Below are 16040 nucleotides of genomic sequence, written 5' to 3'. Positions count from 1 at the left end.
TGGTTGCTCATGAAAGCCCCCGCTTCATTAGCATCCACTAATATAATCATACGCCTCAAATCCAGGAAATGAACCGGGCATAAAAACAATTTGGGCCGGCACGAGGCCAGCCTATTTATCAGTGAAATCAATCGCTGCAGAGGTCTGGTCCCGCCTAGGCATCAAGCGCCTGGTAGCGGATTTCCACCACGTCCAGCTCTTCCACTCCGCCCGGTGTGCGCAGCGTCACCACGTCGCCTTCCCGCGCCTTGAGCAGCGCCATGGCGAGGGGCGAAATCCAGCTGATATGACCGCGGCCGAGATCGACCTCGTCCATGCCGACGATGCTGTAGGTATTCTCTTCGCCGCGCTGGTTGCTCACCGTCACCGTGGCGCCGAAGAACACCTGGTCACAATCCCCGCGCTGCGCCGGGTCGATGACTTCGGAATATTCCAGCCGCTTGGAGAGAAAACGAATGCGCCGGTCGATTTCGCGCAGGCGCTTCTTGCCGTAGATGTAATCGCCGTTTTCCGAGCGGTCGCCGTTGGAGGCGGCCCAGTGGATCACTTTCACCAGTTCCGGGCGCTCCCCTTTCCATAGCTGGTCGAACTCCTCCAGCAGGCGTCGATAGCCGCCCGGCGTGATGTAGTTTTTCGTCCCTTGGGGCAGCTTGGGCGCAGCGTCGAGGTCCTCGTCGTCATCATCGCTCTCCCTGGTAAAGGCTTTACTCATGCTCTGCTCCGTGGTCGCCGGTCAGCGGCACGAATGCCACCGGCAGCATATTCTGCGAGGACACTTCGCCCGCTGCGTTTTTTTCCACCAGCATCAAATCCTGCTGCCCATGCGGCTGCCCCACCGGGATCACCAGTCTGCCGCCGGGCTTGAGCTGCGCGATCAGGGACGGAGGAACATCGGGCGCGGCGGCGGTGACGATAATGCCGTCGAATGGCGCGTGTTCCGGCCAGCCGTGATAGCCGTCGCCGTGACGTATCGTCACGTTGGCGTATCCCAGCCGCGCCAGGCGTTCCTGCGCCGCTTTTGCCAGTTCGGCCACGATCTCGACGCTATAGACGTGCCGCACCAGCTGCGACAGCACCGCGCTCTGGTAGCCCGAGCCGCAGCCCACTTCGAGCACCACGTGATGCGCTTCGGTGCGCAGCATGTCGCTCATCAACGCGACGATGAAGGGCTGGGAAATGGTCTGGCCGTACCCGATGGGAAGCGGGCCGTTGTCGTAGGCATAGGGTACTTGCCATGCCGGCACGAAGGCGTGGCGCGGCACCTCCTTAAGCGCTTCCAGCACGCGGGGGTCGAGCCTCTCCTTGCCGATCCAGGAACGGCATTGCGCGCTTTCCCAATCGATATCCTTGAGCAATCGCTCGACCTGGCTTGAGTCGTCAGCCATCTTCCTGAATCTCGTCCATTTCGGCCAGAATCTCCGCCACCATCTCGCGCACAGCGGCATCCGGATCGTCCACGCAGGCACGCAGGTAGGGGGCGATTTCCTCGCCGCCGACCAGGGAAAGGTAATGACAGGCGTCGGCACGGACCAGCGGGTCGGCATGGCGGGTCAGTTCGCCCAGGCCAGGCACCATGGCCGAGGCGATGCCGCTCCCCTGCAGCTCTTCCAGCACCGCGCCGATGCCCAGGCGCACCGCCATGCTGGATTCCTCGTCCGCCAGCAGGTCGACCAGCGAGAGCAGGCGCTGCGGGTCCTGGCGCGCCATTTCTTCCACCTTGGCGCGGCGTCCGTTTTTGAGCAGATAGAGGAAATAAGCCGGCATACCCTGAGGTGAACCGGCGAGCTCGGCCCAGCGGCGCAACTCGGCTGGGGTCTGCGCGCCATCCAGATCGAATTCGCCGATCCTCACCCACGGCACCGAGCGCACGCCGAGTTGTTCCGCCCGTTCGGGGTGGACGGCGATGTTCACCACCTCGAGCGTGCCGAGCCCGCCATCCTTCACCAACGCGCTTAAGCCTTCCAGCACCGCCGGGCAATGCGGACAGCCGGGCGCGAGCAGCATCAGGGCATCGGGAATAATTCTATCCATCACAGCTCCAGTTGCAGCAGTTGGCGCAACAGCGGCAGCGTCACCGGGCGCTGCTGTTCCAGGGTATAGCGATCGAGCGCGTCCAGCACCGCCATCAGGGACGGCAGGTCGCGCCGCCAGTGGCGCAACAGGTAATCCAGTACTTCCTGCGGCAGCGAAAAACCCCGCTCCCGCGCGTGCGCCTGCAGGGCCACGGCCTTTTCCGCGTCGTTAAGGCCATGCACCTGGTAGACCAGCCCCCAGCCCAGCCGGGTCAACAGGTCGGGGCGCGCATCAAGCCCCGCCGGTGCCACCGGCCCGCTGACGAGGAGCGCGCCGCCAGTCTCTCTTAGACGGTTGTAGAGGTGAAAAAGTGCAATCTGTCCATCCTGGCCGAGACGCGCCACGTCGTCCACCGCCACCAGCCCGCCGCCCTCCCATTGTTCCGGGATTTCACCCGGCACATAGGCAGCTTGCTGCCCCTGCTGCAGCGCGGCGTGAATCCAGGCGCGCAACAGGTGCGATCTGCCGCTGCCGGGCTCGCCCCAGATATAGACGAAACGCTCTCCCACCCCGCCCTGCAGGATGGTTTGCAGCGTGTGCAGCAGTTCGGCGTTGCGCCCTGGGAGGAAATTATCCAGCGTTGGGGGCACGTCGGCGGCGATATCGAGCAGGAGCTGTTTCATCAGTTCTGTTTCATTAGGGGCGTTTTGCGGCTATTTCAAGTAAAATGGCAGCTTGAAAAAGCAGATACTTTATCTTCCAGAAAGCGAGATTATAACTTGAGCCAGCCTACTTCTCTCAGCTACCGCGACGCCGGGGTGGACATCGACGCCGGTGACGCCTTGGTGGAAAACATCAAGCCCTTCGCCAAACGTACCATGCGCCCCGAGGTTCTGGGCGGCCTGGGCGGTTTCGGCGCGATGTTCGAAATCGGTAAAAAATACCAGAACCCGGTGCTGGTTTCCGGCACCGACGGCGTGGGTACCAAGCTGAAGCTGGCTTTCATGACCGGCAAACACGACACCGTGGGCATCGACCTGGTAGCCATGAGCGTCAACGACATCCTGGTGCAGGGCGCCGAACCGCTGTTCTTCCTCGACTATTTCGCCTGCGGCAAGCTCGACGTGGCGACCGCCACCGACGTCATCAAAGGTATCGCGGCGGGCTGCGAACAGGCCGGCTGCGCGCTGATCGGCGGCGAAACAGCGGAAATGCCCGGCATGTACCCGGCGGGCGAATACGACCTGGCCGGCTTCGCCGTGGGCGCGGTGGAGAAGGACAAGATCATTACCGGCAAAACCATCGTAGCCGGCGACGTGGTGCTGGGACTGGCTTCCAGCGGAGCCCACTCCAACGGCTACTCCCTGGTGCGCAAGATCATCGAGCGTAGCGGCATCGACCTCGACAGCGATTTCCACGGCCGCCCCTTGCGCGACGTGGTGCTGGCGCCGACGCGCATTTACGTCAAGCCGCTGCTCAAGCTGATGGGCGAGCTGCCGGTCAAGGGCATGGCCCACATCACCGGCGGCGGCCTGCTGGAAAACATCCCGCGCGTGCTGCAGCCGCACCTCACCGCGGTGCTGGACAAGGCCAGCTGGCCCATGCCGCCGCTGTTTTCGTGGATGCAGCAGGAAGGCAACGTCGCGGAGAAGGAAATGCACCGCACCTTCAACTGCGGCATCGGCATGGTAGTCATCGTCGCCGCCGAGCACGCGGACGCGGCCATAGCCTCGCTCAGCGCCAGCGGCGAGCAGGTCTGGCGCATCGGGCGCATCGAAACCAAGGCGGACGGGCAGCCCCAGACGGTCGTGCAGTGAAGCGTATCGTCATCTTAATTTCAGGTCGCGGCAGCAACATGCAGGCGATCCTGGAAGCCAAGCTGCCGGTCGAGATCGCGGCAGTCATCAGCAACAAGGCCGATGCCAAGGGACTCGAAACTGCTGCCAGCCACGGTGTCAACACCGCCGTGGTATACCACAAGCAATACTCCAGCCGCGCCGACTTCGACACCGCGTTGGCGGCGAAGATCGACGAATTTTCTCCCGATCTGGTCGTGCTGGCCGGCTTCATGCGCATCCTCACGCCGGAATTCGTTACCCGCTACCAGGGCCGCCTGATCAATATTCATCCCGCCCTGCTGCCGGCTTTTCCCGGTCTCAACACGCACGAAAAAGCCCTGCAGGAAGGCGTCAAGATTCACGGCTGCACGGTCCACTTCGTCACCCCCACCGTGGACCACGGACCGATCATCGTTCAGGCCGCCGTTCCGGTACTGGACGACGACACGCCGGACACGCTCGCGGCACGGGTGCTGGAGCAGGAACACCTGGTTTACCCCCAGACCATCCGCTGGTTCGCCGAAGACCGCATTTCGCTGGATCAGGGCAAAGTCACCGTGCGCACGAGCAGAGCGAACACAGCCGCCCTGCGCTCGCCCTGGGACGCGTGATGCGCCTGCTCCTCCTGCTCTCGGTATTTTTGACCAGCGTCGCGCTGGCCGCGCCACCACAACAGGTTACGGCCAAGTACCGCGTCATCAAGAGCGGCCAACTGGTAGGCGAGGTAAACGAGCGCTTCGAACGCAATGGCCAGCAGTACCGCATTGAAAGCACCACCAGCGCAACGGGCATCTTCGCCCTGTTTGCCAGGGGAGCCATCCGCCTCCAGAGTAGCGGCGAAATCACCAAAGACGGCCTGCGCCCCCTGCATTTCGAGCACCATCGCGGCGCCGATCCGGCCAAGCTGATCGTCGCCGACTTCGACTGGGGAAAACTCGTCGTCAGCCACAAATACGACGGCAAGGTCGAAACCGCCCCTTTGCTTCCGGGCACCCAGGACCGCCTCAGCCAGCTCTACCAGTTCATGTTCCAGGCGCCAGGAAAGCGCGATGTGGACTTCAATATCAGCACCGGCCGCAAGCTCACGCCCTACCATTACCGCTTCGTCAAGGAAGAAACCACTGCCGTGTCCGCCGGCACTTTTCAGACAATACACCTGAGCAAGGAACGCACTGCCGACGAGGATGGCATCGAACTGTGGCTGGCAAAATCGAGCCACTATTTCCCGGTGCGCATCGTATTCGACGAAAAGAACGGCAGCAGGCTGGAACAGCAACTGGAAAGCCTGTCGTTTAAGATGGACTAGCGGCGGTGGCCATCCCACGCATAACAGTCAAACGCTTTTCGTGGGCGCTTGGACTGTCGCTGCTGGCCCACCTCATCGTCACCTTCGGCCCGGCCGTCCACGTCCCTGACTATCGCCCCGACTCGGTCGTGCTTGAGGCCAGCATCACGAGCGGACCGCCCGCGCCGCTACCAGTCCCCAGCCACGCAAGCAAGGCGCACAAACCCTCCCGCAAGCACACATCGCCGCCACCTTCCGTGCCTCCGCCACCGGCCGCGCCGCCAGCGCCAGCGCCAGCGCCAGCGCCCGAGCCTGCGCCTGTAACCGCCCCCGCCAAGGCAGAAAACACGGCACCGCCGGCAGCGGAACCCGCTGCAACCGAAACGCCGGCGGATAACGCCATCCCCCTGCCCGTGCAAGCGACAATCCGCTATGCGCTCATAAAGGGCCGGGAAGGCTTCGTGGTGGGCAAAGTGCAACAGACCTGGAAACGCGACGGTACCCATTACGCGATCGACCAGGTCGCCGAGGCCAGCGGAATCGTGTCGATTTTCGTCAGCGGCCGGCATGTGCAGATCAGCCAGGGAGAGATCACGCCGCAAGGGTTGAAACCTACGTCCTACTGGGTGCAGCGCGGCCAGGCTGCGGACAAGACCGACAGCGCCCGCTTCGACTGGGAGAGTTCGCAGCTGAGTTTCGGGACGGGCGATGACACGCGCACCGTGAAGCTTCCGGACGGCACGCAGGACTTGCTCAGCTTTCTGTACCAGCTCGCCTACAACCCGCCGCAGCAGGGTGTCAGTACCCGCCTCCACATTACTACCGGGCGCAAGCTGGACAACTACGGCTATCAATCGCTCGGCGAGGAAACCCTGGATACCGGCCTGGGTCCGATCAAGACGTTACATATCGGCCAGGCCCGCCAGCAGGGGAAAGAAAACACGGAAATCTGGCTGGCAACAGAGTATCATTACCTCCCCGTCAAGATCCGTTACACCGACAAACAAGGCGGTGTGATGGAACAAACCGTCACCGCCATCAAAGTTCAATAATCATGTCCACTCCCGCTCCCAGAACCGCCGCGTCCATCCCGGTTTCCCGCTTCGGCCACCTCGTCCACGCCATGAAAAACGTCATGACGCTGCGCGAGCCCGCCGACGCCAATCTGCATTACTACTTCCGCGTCAACCGCGAACTGGGCGGCCAGGATCGCGCCTTCATCGCCGACAACATCTACGCCGCCCTGCGCCGCAAGCGCCTGCTCGAACACCTGATCGGCCCCGACGCCACCCCGCGCCAACTGGCGCTGGCCACGCTGATGAAACTGCAGGGCATCAACGCACGCGAACTGGAACCGCTGCTGCAGGAAGGCGAAGCCGAGTGGCTGAAACAGCTCAAGGCCATTCCCACCAGCGACCTGCCGCTCGCCGTGCAGGCCGATTTCCCGGACTGGCTGATGGAGAAAATGCGCGCCTTCATGTCCGACGCGGACATCCTGACCCTGGCGCGCGGCATGCAGCAGCCCGCCCCGCTGGACTTGCGCGTCAATTCCATGCTGGACAAGCGCGACGACGTGCTACATACCCTGGTCAAGAATGACGGCATCGCCGCCGAACCCACGCCCTACTCCCCGCTTGGCCTGCGCCTCAAGGAAAAGCCCGCGCTCAACAAGAACCCGCTGTTCATCAAGGGCAAGATCGAGGTACAGGACGAAGGCAGCCAGCTGATCGGCTACCTGCTTGCGCCGCAGCGTCGCGAAATGGTAGTGGATTTTTGCGCCGGCGCCGGCGGCAAGACGCTGCTGCTGGGCATGCTGATGCAGAACCAGGGTCGCGTTTACGCCTTCGACGTGTCGGAAAAACGCCTCAACAACCTCAAACCGCGCCTGAAACGCTCGGGCCTGTCCAACCTGCACCCGCAGCTCATCGCCAACGAAAACGACCTCAAGATCAAGCGCCTGGCCGGGAAAATCGACCGCGTACTGGTGGATGCGCCGTGCAGCGGACTCGGCACCTTGCGCCGCAACCCCGACCTGAAGTGGCGCCAGACCCCGGAAGGCATCGCCGAACTGACACAAAAGCAGGCCGCCATCCTGCTGGCGGCATCGCGCCTGCTGAAAAGCGGCGGACGCCTGGTTTATGCCACCTGCAGCTTCCTGCCGGAGGAAAATCAGCAGATCGTCGAAGCCTTTCTTGCTCAGCATCCGGAATACAAACTGCTCGATGCCGGTGACATTCTGGCTGCGCATAACATCCCGCTCAACACCGGGAAATACCTGCAGCTTCTGCCCCATCTCAACGCTACCGACGGTTTCTTTGCTGCAGTGATGGAAAAATCATGAACCTGGCATATACTTCCCGCTGGTAAGCGATGAATCACTAATCGTTCCGGACAATATCAGACGGGGGTAAAACGAGATGAGCCAGGCCGCACCAACCATTAGCATCAAAAGCCGCTTACTTCTGGTGATCGTGCTGGCGCTGGCGGGCATGCTGACTGTTTCCATCTTCGCGCTCATTTCGGAGAAATCCACCCTGCTCGAGGACCGCAAGGTCAAAACCCGACACCTGGTCGAAGTCGCTCATGGCGTGTTGGCACACTACTACGAGCAGCAGAAAAGCGGATTGCTCAGCGAAGAGGCCGCCAAAAAGGCCGCGGTCGCGGAACTCAAAGGCATGCGCTACGAAGGCAAGGAATACTTCTGGCTCAACGACTTTACCGCGCCAGTGCCAAAAATGATCATGCACCCGACGGTCCCTGCGCTTGATGGCAAGGTACTGGACGCGAAAAAATTCGACTGCGCCACCAGCCTGCAAGCCGGCCTCGACGGTCCGATAGAGAAAACCGATGGCAAGAAAAACCTCTTCGTGGCTTTCAACGAAGTCGCAAACCGGGCCGGGCAAGGCTTCGTCACCTACAACTGGCCCAAGCCCAAGGCGGGCGGCGGCACCACGACGGAGCTTTACACCAAGCTGTCAAGAAATTCGAGGGCTGGAACTGGCTGGTGGGCTCCGGCATTTACATCGACGACTTGGAAAGCATTTTCTGGCAGCGCGCGGTCTGGCTGATTTCCATCGTGCTGCTGGTCACCGTCCTGATCAGCGCTTCGATGCTGGTAATTATCAGGAGCATCACCCGCCCGCTAGGGGAACTACGCGATGCGATGAAAGCGATACAGACCACGCAAGACCTTTCCCGCCGCGTCACTATCCGTACCAACAATGAAATCGGCGAGATCGGACACTCATTCAACGAAATGGTCAACAGCTTCCAGGCCATCATTCACCAGGTGGTGGCCGGGGTGCGTGACGTCATGAGCAGCGCGGCCCATCTGTCCGAATCCTCACAGCACGTTGCCGCCAGTTCCAGCCAGCAGAACGATGCTGCGGCCTCGATGGCGGCCGCAGTGGAGGAAATGTCGGTGAGCATCGATCACGTTGCAAACAACTCCAGCGACACGTACAACATCGCCCAGCAGGCCGGCACGCTATCCGCCAAAGGTGGTGAAATCGTGCAGGACGCCGCTACCGAGATGACCAAAATCGCCGTTTCGGTGCAACACTCCACCCAGATGATTCAAACACTGGGCGAGCATTCCAACCAGATATCAGCCATCGTTAACGTGATCAAGGAAATCGCCGACCAGACCAACCTCCTCGCCCTCAATGCTGCAATCGAAGCGGCACGTGCCGGTGAACAGGGTCGTGGTTTCGCCGTGGTAGCAGACGAAGTAAGAAAACTGGCCGAGCGTACCAGCAAATCAACCGAGGAAATCAGCACCATGATCGGCAGTATCCAGAGCGGCACTGCTGGCGCGGTTAGCAGCATGGAAGAAGGCACCGCCCGCGTCAAAGAAGGTGTGGACAAGGCACGTCAGGCCGGCGAATCGATGCAGAAAATCCGCTCCGGTGCCGATCAGGTCATCGCCTCGGTGAGCGAAATCATGGAAGCGCTGCGCGAACAGAGCACGGCAAGCGGGCAGGTCGCTGGCAGCGTTGAGCAGATCGCACGCATGACTGAACAAAACAGCGCTGAAGTCCAGGAAATCGCCCGTACCGCTGAGCATCTGGAGCAACTCGCCGCCTCACTGCAAAGTTCGGTCAGTCAGTTCAGGATTTAATTTCCGGAACTGCGCACGAAGAGGCGCCGGATACTAACGAACTCCATGCATTCTCCCCATAAAAAAAGCCCCACGAAATATCGTGGGGCTTTTTTCTGACACGCGCCTGAAATTACTCGGCGGTGGTATGAGGCGCCGCAGGTGCAGGCGCTTCCAGCAGGGCTTTCATCGACAGGCGCAGACGGCCTTTTTCGTCGGCTTCCAGCACCTTCACCTTGACCGCCTGACCTTCCTTGAGGTGGTCGGCCACGGCATTGACGCGCTCGTGGGCGATCTGTGAAATGTGCAGCAGGCCATCCTTGCCAGGCAACACGCTGACGATGGCGCCAAAATCCAGCAGCTTGAGCACCGTGCCGTCGTAGGTCTTGCCCACTTCGACTTCGGCGGTGATGTCGGCGATACGCTTCTTGGCCAGGTCACCGGCCTCGGAACTCATGCACGCGATCGTCACGGTACCGTCTTCGGCGATATCGATACTAGTGCCGGTTTCTTCGGTCAGTGCGCGGATCACTGCGCCACCCTTGCCGATCACGTCGCGGATTTTTTCCGGATTGATCTTCATGGTGATCATGCGCGGCGCGAAGCTGGACAACTCTTCGCGCGGCTTGCCCACGGCTTCCTTCATGATGCCGAGGATATGCAGACGGCCTTCCTTGGCTTGCGTCAGCGCGGCCTTCATGATGTCCTTGGTGATGCCGTTGATCTTGATGTCCATCTGCAGCGCGGTCACACCGTTTTCGGTACCCGCCACCTTGAAGTCCATGTCGCCGAGGTGATCTTCGTCGCCCAGGATGTCGGTCAGCACCGCAAAGCGGTTGCCTTCCTTGATCAGGCCCATGGCGATACCGGCCACGTGATCCTTGAGCGGCACGCCGGCGTCCATCAGGGAGAGACAGCCGCCGCACACTGAGGCCATCGAGCTTGAGCCGTTGGATTCGGTGATCTCGGAAACCACGCGCATGGAGTAGGCGAAGTCCGCCGCATCCGGCAGCACTGCCACCAGGGCGCGCTTGGCGAGACGGCCGTGGCCGATTTCGCGGCGCTTGGGCGTACCGACGCGGCCGGTTTCTCCGGTGGAGTACGGGGGGAAGTTGTAGTGCAGCATGAAGCGGTCGGAATACTCGCCTTGCAGCGCGTCGATTTTCTGTTCGTCGCGTGCGGTGCCGAGCGTCGAAACCACCAGTGCCTGGGTTTCGCCACGGGTAAACAGCGCCGAGCCATGGGTGCGCGGCAGCACGCCGGTACGGATGGTGATCGGACGCACGGTACGGGTGTCGCGACCGTCGATACGCGGTTCGCCGTCGAGGATCTGGCCGCGCACGACCTTGGCTTCGAGGTCCTGGAACAGGTTCTTGATGTGGTTGATGCGCGTCGCATCGGCATCGTCGCCGGCAACGGCTGCAACCACGCGACTGCGGATTTCGTCTACTTGGGCATAACGCGCCTGCTTTTGCTTGATCTGGTAGGCCTTGCGCACATCGGCTTCGGCCAGTGCGGCAATCTTCGCCACCAGCGCAGCGTCCTTCTCGGGAGCAGTCCATTCCCATGCTTCCGGTGCCACTTCTTCAGCCAGTTCGTTGATGGCGTTGATGGCGGCGAGCATCTGGTCGTGACCGAACACCACGGCACCCAGCATCACTTCCTCGGACAGCTGGTTCGCTTCGGACTCGACCATCAGCACGGCGGTGTCGGTACCGGCGACCACCAGGTCCAGTTGCGTGGATTTCAGTTCGGTCGCGGTCGGGTTGAGCACGTAGTTGCCGTCGATATAACCGACGCGCGCCGCACCGATGGGGCCATCGAAGGGAATGCCGGAAATCGCCAGGGCGGCGGAAGCGCCCAGCATGGCCGGGATATCGGCGTCGATTTCGGAATTGGAGGACATCACCGTGGCGACGATCTGCACCTCATTGTAAAAGCCTTCCGGGAACAGCGGACGCAGCGGACGGTCAATCAGGCGCGACGTCAGGATTTCTTTCTCGGAAGGACGGCCTTCGCGCTTGAAGAAACCGCCAGGGATCTTGCCCGCGGCATAGGTACGTTCCTGATAATCCACCGTCAGCGGGAAGAAATCCTGCCCGGGCTTGACGTCCTTGTTGCCCACCACGGTGACCAGCACGGTCGTGCCGTCCATGTCCACCATCACGGCGCCATGTGCCTGGCGTGCGATTTCGCCAGTTTCCAGCGTTACTTCATGACGCCCGTACGAAAAGCTTTTTTTGATGTGCTTCAATGCCAGATCCTTTTTCTTGTTACTCACGCTTGCTGCCGATTAATTACCTGTGCAGACTGAATTACTTACGCAGGCCCAGGCGCTCGATCAGGGTACGGTAGCGATCGCCGCTCTTGCCCTTGAGGTAGTCCAGCAGCTTGCGGCGCTTGCTCACCAGCTTGAGCAGGCCACGGCGGGAGTGGTGGTCTTTGGCGTGTTCCTTGAAGTGACCGGTCAGGTCGTTGATGCGTGCGGTCATCAGGGCAACTTGCACTTCCGGGGATCCGGTGTCGGCCGCTGCGGTTTGATAATCTTGCACGATCTGTGCTTTCTGTGGGGTGGTTACAGCCATTACTTCTCTCCAAAAACTGAAATCGTGCATTTTACCCGTGAACCGGTGAAATTCACAAGCGAATTAAGGGGCTAATGTCGACTGTCGCTGTCTCACCCGCTCAAAGAAGCAGACGGCGGCAGCGGCGGCAGCATTGAGCGACTCCACCTCCCCCGGCATGGGGATGCGCACACGCCTGGTCGCGGCCTGCTGCAGGGTTTGCGACACGCCGGCCCCCTCGTTGCCGATGACGAAAGCGACCGTACCGGAAAGATCCAGGTCGAAAAGGCTTATTTCTCCCTGCAGACTGGTAACCACCACTTCCCCGGCAAACGCTTGCGCTGCCGCGACGAGGTCCACGTCCTCCCGGATCGCCAGGGCAAAATGCGCACCCATTCCGCCGCGCAGCACCTTGGGCGACCAGGCATCGGCACAGCCGGGCGACAGATAGGCCGCATCCACGCCGGCTGCGGCTGCGGAACGCAGGATCGACCCCAGGTTACCCGGATCCTGCAATGCTTCGAGCAGCACGACGCACTGCAGCGCCTGCGGTAGCGGCAGTTCGGGCAGCGCGACCTGCGCCAACACGCCGCTCGGGGTATCCACCGGCGTCAATTCGCCAAACAAGGCATCGCTCAGGACAATCAAGGCCACGTCCGGCAAACGTTCCAGCAGCCCGCGGACTTCCGGCTTGTCTTGCGCGGCGTGCGCCACGACCAGCATCTCCGGAGGCCCGATGCGCTCTGTGTGGGCAACGATCAGGTGCACACCGTCAAGCAGCGCCTTGCCGGATTTCCGGCGTTCGCGGGCGGATTGGGCCAGCTTCTTGAGGGATTTGTACAGGCTGTTGTCGCGCGAGCTGATCAGCTTCACCGGCATTGCCCCAAGGAGCCCTCGGCACACACCCGGCCATCGACCCAGATCGCATGGTCCAGCACGGTTCCGGTCAGATTCACCGACTCCATATTGGCCGCACTCAGGTCGGCATTGCTCAGGTCGGCGTTGCGCATGCTGACATTGGTAAGATCGGCGGCACTGAGATTGGTCCCCACCAGTGAAGCATGGTCGAGTCGGGAGCCAGACAAAACGGCGTGCGATAGATCCGCATAATCCAGATTGCCGCCGGCCAGATCAACGCCGCGCAGTAGCGCCCCCTGTTTGTCGCAGCCGCTCCAGTTAACCCCGGACGCAGCCGCTTTGCTGCACAAGGGCTGGACTGGCATGACCCCCACCTTGACCGGATTGACCGGCTGGTAATAGATCACACCCAGCGCCACGAGCAGCACTGCAGCCCCAATACCCAGGTACACGCCAAGATAGCGCCGCAAAGCCGATTCCTGCGGCAATGCCGCGTGATGATGCGGCAAGGCCAGGACTTCGTCATCCGTATCGGCTTTGCGGCGCTCCTCGCCCCGCAAGCCATCATCCGGCACGCCCCGTCCGGCAGCTTCTTCTGCGTGGCGACGATCGTCATGCGTGCGCTGGTCAGCCCAGCGGCGCGCCGCCTTGAGGCGTTCCTCCAGCCATTGGCGATGCTCGGGATCGGTTTCGTCGCGCAACTCCAGCAATTCCCGCGGCAGCAGTTCAGCCACCGTCGCCAGCGGCTTCCATTCCAACTGGTCCAGGCTTACCTCGTCGGTGGGCAGAAATCTGCTCAACAAGGTATTATTGGCCACGACCTGCGTGGGAAACGGCCCGCTCACATTGTCTCCGCGCCGTACGTACCAAAGTTGGCGGTGGCTCGTCATGGTCATTTTCTTATAATCATCGTATTTACTATCGTCATGAATTGCGCAAGTCTAGCCTGAATCACCTGCGATGAAAATTGTCCTCGTCACCCCCAGCGCCGGCCGCTCCCGCACCGGCAACCGCAACACCGCCTGCCGCTGGGCGGGCTTCCTGCGCCGGCTCGGCCACCGGGTCGACATCCAGGTGGAATGGAATGGCGCAGCGGCCGATTTGATGCTCGCCCTGCATGCCCGGCGCAGTCACGACTCGATTCGGCGCTTCGCTGAAACCTATCCTGGCTGCCCTTTGATCCTGGCATTGACCGGCACCGACCTTTACCGCGACATCCGCCATGACGCAGCCGCTCGGCGCTCCATGCAACTGGCGACGCGCATGATTGTATTGCAGGAGAAGGGGCTGATGGAACTCGAACCCGCACTGCGGGAAAAGACCCGGGTAATCTATCAATCGGCACCCGCCACCCCGCCAGAGCCCAGGCTCAAGACTCGCTTTCAAGCCTGTGTGATCGGCCACCTGCGCGAAGAAAAGGACCCTTTCCGTTGCGCCCATGCCCTGCGTTACTTGCCCAGCGGTTCGAAAATCCGCGTAATCCATCTAGGCGGCGCACTGAGTCCGCTGATGGCCGAAGAAGCGCAGGCCCTGATGCAGAAAGACCAGCGTTATCGCTGGCTGGGCAACCAGCCGCACTGGCAGGCGACAAAAAAGCTGGCGAGCAGCCACGTCATGGTCATCAGTTCACTGATGGAAGGCGGCGCCAACGTGATTTGCGAAGCACTGGCGGCCGGCGTGCCGGTGATCGCGTCGGACATTGCCGGCAATATCGGCATGCTGGGCACCGATTATGTCGGCTATTACCCTTGCGGGGACGAGCAGGCACTGGAAAAACTGTTGTGGCGCGCCGAATCGGATGCCGTGTTCTACGCCCAACTCCAGGCGCAATGCGCTGCGCGTCGTCCGCTGTTCACACCGGAGCGGGAGCGTGCAGGATTGGCCAGTTTGCTGGCAGAACTTTAATTACTTCCGCGCCAGATGCGCCAAGCCGTCCGCGGCGCGCACGCAAAGTTTCTTGAATTCCAGATAGCTGCGCTCGTCCAGGGAACACTCGCCATGCTTGCGGTCGGCATAGAACAAACCCACCGGCTTTCCGTGCACGAACAGCGACATGGCGAAGAACTCCCCCTCTCCTATCACCTGACGTACGTCCGGCGGAATCAGCGGCGCCAGCGTCTTCGCATTGGCAGGGCCGAACCACACCCCCTGCATTTTTTCCAGCAGACGGGAAAACAGGTTGGGAATGCGCAAGCTCACATCCAGTTGCTGTAACGGCGACCCCGGCTGGGCGCCATGGACGTACTTGGCCTTGAGGTGCTCATGGTCGCGCGTGAGAAGCATGAACACGATGCGATTCAAACCAATCCCTTCATGCATTCCACGCAGAATCAGGCTCATCATCCCGTTGAGATCGAGCGAACCGTCGAGGTGGGCGTTGATTTCATCCATGATCGACTGCAACCCGGCGTGGTCCGGCATCAGGCAAACCGTATCATCGTGCACCGCTTCCTCCGAGCTTTCGGCAACGGGGGCGACCGGCTCTTCCTCCCATGCACCGGGGAGCATGGGCAACCAGGCTGCCGCCGGGGTCACACCGTACCATTCCCAGTGGCGCGCAGCGGCCACTGCGGTCTGGTGTACCCGCAGGACGGTCTCCTCCAACGGCAGGTTCAGGAGGTCCGCCATGGCTTCCAGCGTGGCGTCGATTTGCGTGCCATACCAGCCTCTTTCCGCCAGATGGGCAATGGAAACGGCCAGCAGCACGCCTTGAGCGCGCGACTGACCGGCATTGCGGCAATCTACCAGGTCGGCCAGCATGTCGGGAAAACGCCAGGCCGCGGCCAGTGCCGTGCGAAAATCCGCAACCGAAAAACCCATCACCTTTTCATGCGCCAGGCCGTAGTACACGCGTTCGCGCTGCACCGTGGCACGAATTTCCTGCGCCCGTTCCGGCGCATAGATCCACAGCATCATGTTGGTCATATCGTGCAGCAGGGCCGAAATATAGACCTCTTCCACCCGGATATCCTGGTGCTGGAGCGCCCATTGCCGCGCCTGATATGCGGCATGCAGGGCGCGGCTGAAAACCTGGAGCACGCTATGGAGGACCAGCTCCTGTTGCGCCAGCATATCCTCGAGCACGGCCAGGGTGGAAAAATGCTTGAACAGCGGCACGACCCCCAGCATCATGATGGCGTGCTCGACGCTGGTAATCTCGTTGCTCAGCCTGCCGCGCCGGGATGAATTGGCAAGACGCAGCAGTTTCAGCGTCATCAGGGGATCGCGCAGGATAATCACGGCGAGCTTGGACGCGGAGATGCGTTCCGCGCTGGGCCGCAGCTTCTCCAACTCCAGGGCGGTGCGGCGCAACACCGGCACATCCTGAGCTTCCAGGAAGGTGACCCACTCGTGGATGGTGTTGGGCAGGGTGTCTGTCATGA

The 16040-nt window shown here is 61.6% G+C and carries 17 protein-coding genes; 8 read left to right on the top strand and 9 right to left on the bottom strand.

The window, feature by feature from the left end; genetic code table 11:
* Positions 1 to 154 precede the first annotated feature (154 nt).
* Genes greB through hda form a run of 4 tightly spaced genes read right to left on the bottom strand, consistent with a single transcriptional unit; the run spans position 155 to position 2696 of the window.
* A complete protein-coding gene (gene greB / locus SKTS_RS05725; RefSeq protein ID WP_173061596.1) occupies positions 155 to 712 on the bottom strand; it encodes a transcription elongation factor GreB in 558 nt (185 codons plus the stop codon).
* Positions 705 to 1385: a protein-L-isoaspartate(D-aspartate) O-methyltransferase gene (locus tag SKTS_RS05720; protein ID WP_173061593.1), complete on the bottom strand. Its 681-nt coding sequence runs from the start codon at positions 1383 to 1385 to the stop codon at positions 705 to 707. Before SKTS_RS05720 ends, greB begins: the two co-directional genes overlap by 8 nt.
* Positions 1378 to 2031 (bottom strand): HEAT repeat domain-containing protein, encoded by a 654-nt coding sequence (locus SKTS_RS05715; RefSeq protein WP_173061590.1) that lies wholly within the window; start codon positions 2029 to 2031, stop codon positions 1378 to 1380. The genes SKTS_RS05720 and SKTS_RS05715 overlap by 8 nt, the downstream gene beginning before the upstream one ends.
* A complete protein-coding gene (gene hda / locus SKTS_RS05710) occupies positions 2031 to 2696 on the bottom strand; it encodes a DnaA regulatory inactivator Hda (RefSeq protein ID WP_173061587.1) in 666 nt (221 codons plus the stop codon). Before hda ends, SKTS_RS05715 begins: the two co-directional genes overlap by 1 nt.
* A gap of 96 nt (positions 2697 to 2792) precedes the next feature.
* Between hda and purM the strand changes: the two genes are divergently transcribed.
* The 7 genes from purM to SKTS_RS05675 all read left to right on the top strand — a co-directional run bounded on the left by purM (position 2793) and on the right by SKTS_RS05675 (position 9256).
* Entirely contained in the window at positions 2793 to 3830 is a 1038-nt protein-coding gene (gene purM / locus SKTS_RS05705; RefSeq protein WP_173061584.1) for a phosphoribosylformylglycinamidine cyclo-ligase, read from the top strand.
* Positions 3827 to 4462, top strand: coding sequence for a phosphoribosylglycinamide formyltransferase (gene purN, locus SKTS_RS05700; RefSeq protein ID WP_173061581.1), 636 nt, complete (start codon positions 3827 to 3829; stop codon positions 4460 to 4462). Before purM ends, purN begins: the two co-directional genes overlap by 4 nt.
* Entirely contained in the window at positions 4462 to 5157 is a 696-nt protein-coding gene (locus tag SKTS_RS05695) for a DUF3108 domain-containing protein (protein WP_173061578.1), read from the top strand. The genes purN and SKTS_RS05695 overlap by 1 nt, the downstream gene beginning before the upstream one ends.
* Positions 5158 to 5162: 5 nt before the next feature.
* Positions 5163 to 6188: a DUF3108 domain-containing protein gene (locus SKTS_RS05690; protein ID WP_173061575.1), complete on the top strand. Its 1026-nt coding sequence runs from the start codon at positions 5163 to 5165 to the stop codon at positions 6186 to 6188.
* A 2-nt stretch (positions 6189 to 6190) separates the two neighbouring features.
* Positions 6191 to 7477, top strand: a complete 1287-nt coding sequence (locus SKTS_RS05685; protein WP_173061571.1) for an RsmB/NOP family class I SAM-dependent RNA methyltransferase — start codon at positions 6191 to 6193, stop codon at positions 7475 to 7477.
* Between the two features lie 76 nt (positions 7478 to 7553).
* Positions 7554 to 8204 carry a cache domain-containing protein gene (locus SKTS_RS05680; RefSeq protein ID WP_173061569.1) on the top strand — a complete coding sequence of 217 codons (651 nt, stop codon included), beginning with the start codon at positions 7554 to 7556 and terminating at the stop codon, positions 8202 to 8204.
* Positions 8141 to 9256 carry a methyl-accepting chemotaxis protein gene (locus tag SKTS_RS05675; RefSeq protein WP_173061566.1) on the top strand — a complete coding sequence of 372 codons (1116 nt, stop codon included), beginning with the start codon at positions 8141 to 8143 and terminating at the stop codon, positions 9254 to 9256. Before SKTS_RS05680 ends, SKTS_RS05675 begins: the two co-directional genes overlap by 64 nt.
* A 112-nt stretch (positions 9257 to 9368) precedes the next feature.
* Here the strand turns inward: SKTS_RS05675 and pnp are convergent, their stop codons facing one another.
* From pnp to SKTS_RS05655, 4 genes are all read right to left on the bottom strand, one after another.
* Complete coding sequence (pnp, locus tag SKTS_RS05670) at positions 9369 to 11489, bottom strand: polyribonucleotide nucleotidyltransferase (protein ID WP_173068978.1); 2121 nt, start codon at positions 11487 to 11489, stop codon at positions 9369 to 9371.
* 61 nt (positions 11490 to 11550) lie between these two features.
* Complete coding sequence (gene rpsO / locus SKTS_RS05665; RefSeq protein WP_173061563.1) at positions 11551 to 11820, bottom strand: 30S ribosomal protein S15; 270 nt, start codon at positions 11818 to 11820, stop codon at positions 11551 to 11553.
* A gap of 63 nt (positions 11821 to 11883) precedes the next feature.
* A complete protein-coding gene (locus tag SKTS_RS05660; RefSeq protein ID WP_173061560.1) occupies positions 11884 to 12678 on the bottom strand; it encodes a TrmH family RNA methyltransferase in 795 nt (264 codons plus the stop codon).
* Entirely contained in the window at positions 12669 to 13502 is an 834-nt protein-coding gene (locus SKTS_RS05655) for a pentapeptide repeat-containing protein (RefSeq protein WP_173061557.1), read from the bottom strand. Before SKTS_RS05655 ends, SKTS_RS05660 begins: the two co-directional genes overlap by 10 nt.
* A gap of 115 nt (positions 13503 to 13617) precedes the next feature.
* On the opposite strand from SKTS_RS05655, the gene senB reads away from it, so the two are divergent.
* A complete protein-coding gene (senB, locus tag SKTS_RS05650; protein ID WP_173061554.1) occupies positions 13618 to 14562 on the top strand; it encodes a selenoneine biosynthesis selenosugar synthase SenB in 945 nt (314 codons plus the stop codon).
* Here the strand turns inward: senB and SKTS_RS05645 are convergent, their stop codons facing one another.
* Positions 14563 to 16038 carry an HDOD domain-containing protein gene (locus SKTS_RS05645; protein ID WP_173061551.1) on the bottom strand — a complete coding sequence of 492 codons (1476 nt, stop codon included), beginning with the start codon at positions 16036 to 16038 and terminating at the stop codon, positions 14563 to 14565.
* Positions 16039 to 16040 lie beyond the last annotated feature (2 nt).

Source organism: Sulfurimicrobium lacus (assembly GCF_011764585.1).
Taxonomy (GTDB): Bacteria; Pseudomonadota; Gammaproteobacteria; order Burkholderiales; family Sulfuricellaceae; genus Sulfurimicrobium; species Sulfurimicrobium lacus.
Note: the sequence above shows the minus strand (reverse complement) of the source record. Positions and strands in the feature narration are given on the sequence as shown.

Bases quoted from the DNA above. Each gene is read 5' to 3' on its own strand.
- greB (WP_173061596.1), bottom strand. From the start codon at position 712: ATGAGTAAAGCCTTTACCAGGGAGAGCGATGATGACGACGAGGACCTC.
- SKTS_RS05720 (WP_173061593.1), bottom strand. From the start codon at position 1,385: ATGGCTGACGACTCAAGCCAGGTCGAGCGATTGCTCAAGGATATCGAT.
- SKTS_RS05715 (WP_173061590.1), bottom strand. From the start codon at position 2,031: ATGGATAGAATTATTCCCGATGCCCTGATGCTGCTCGCGCCCGGCTGT.
- hda (WP_173061587.1), bottom strand. From the start codon at position 2,696: ATGAAACAGCTCCTGCTCGATATCGCCGCCGACGTGCCCCCAACGCTG.
- SKTS_RS05695 (WP_173061578.1), top strand. From the start codon at position 4,462: ATGCGCCTGCTCCTCCTGCTCTCGGTATTTTTGACCAGCGTCGCGCTG.
- SKTS_RS05685 (WP_173061571.1), top strand. From the start codon at position 6,191: ATGTCCACTCCCGCTCCCAGAACCGCCGCGTCCATCCCGGTTTCCCGC.
- SKTS_RS05680 (WP_173061569.1), top strand. From the start codon at position 7,554: ATGAGCCAGGCCGCACCAACCATTAGCATCAAAAGCCGCTTACTTCTG.
- rpsO (WP_173061563.1), bottom strand. From the start codon at position 11,820: ATGGCTGTAACCACCCCACAGAAAGCACAGATCGTGCAAGATTATCAA.
- SKTS_RS05660 (WP_173061560.1), bottom strand. From the start codon at position 12,678: ATGCCGGTGAAGCTGATCAGCTCGCGCGACAACAGCCTGTACAAATCC.
- senB (WP_173061554.1), top strand. From the start codon at position 13,618: ATGAAAATTGTCCTCGTCACCCCCAGCGCCGGCCGCTCCCGCACCGGC.
- SKTS_RS05645 (WP_173061551.1), bottom strand. From the start codon at position 16,038: ATGACAGACACCCTGCCCAACACCATCCACGAGTGGGTCACCTTCCTG.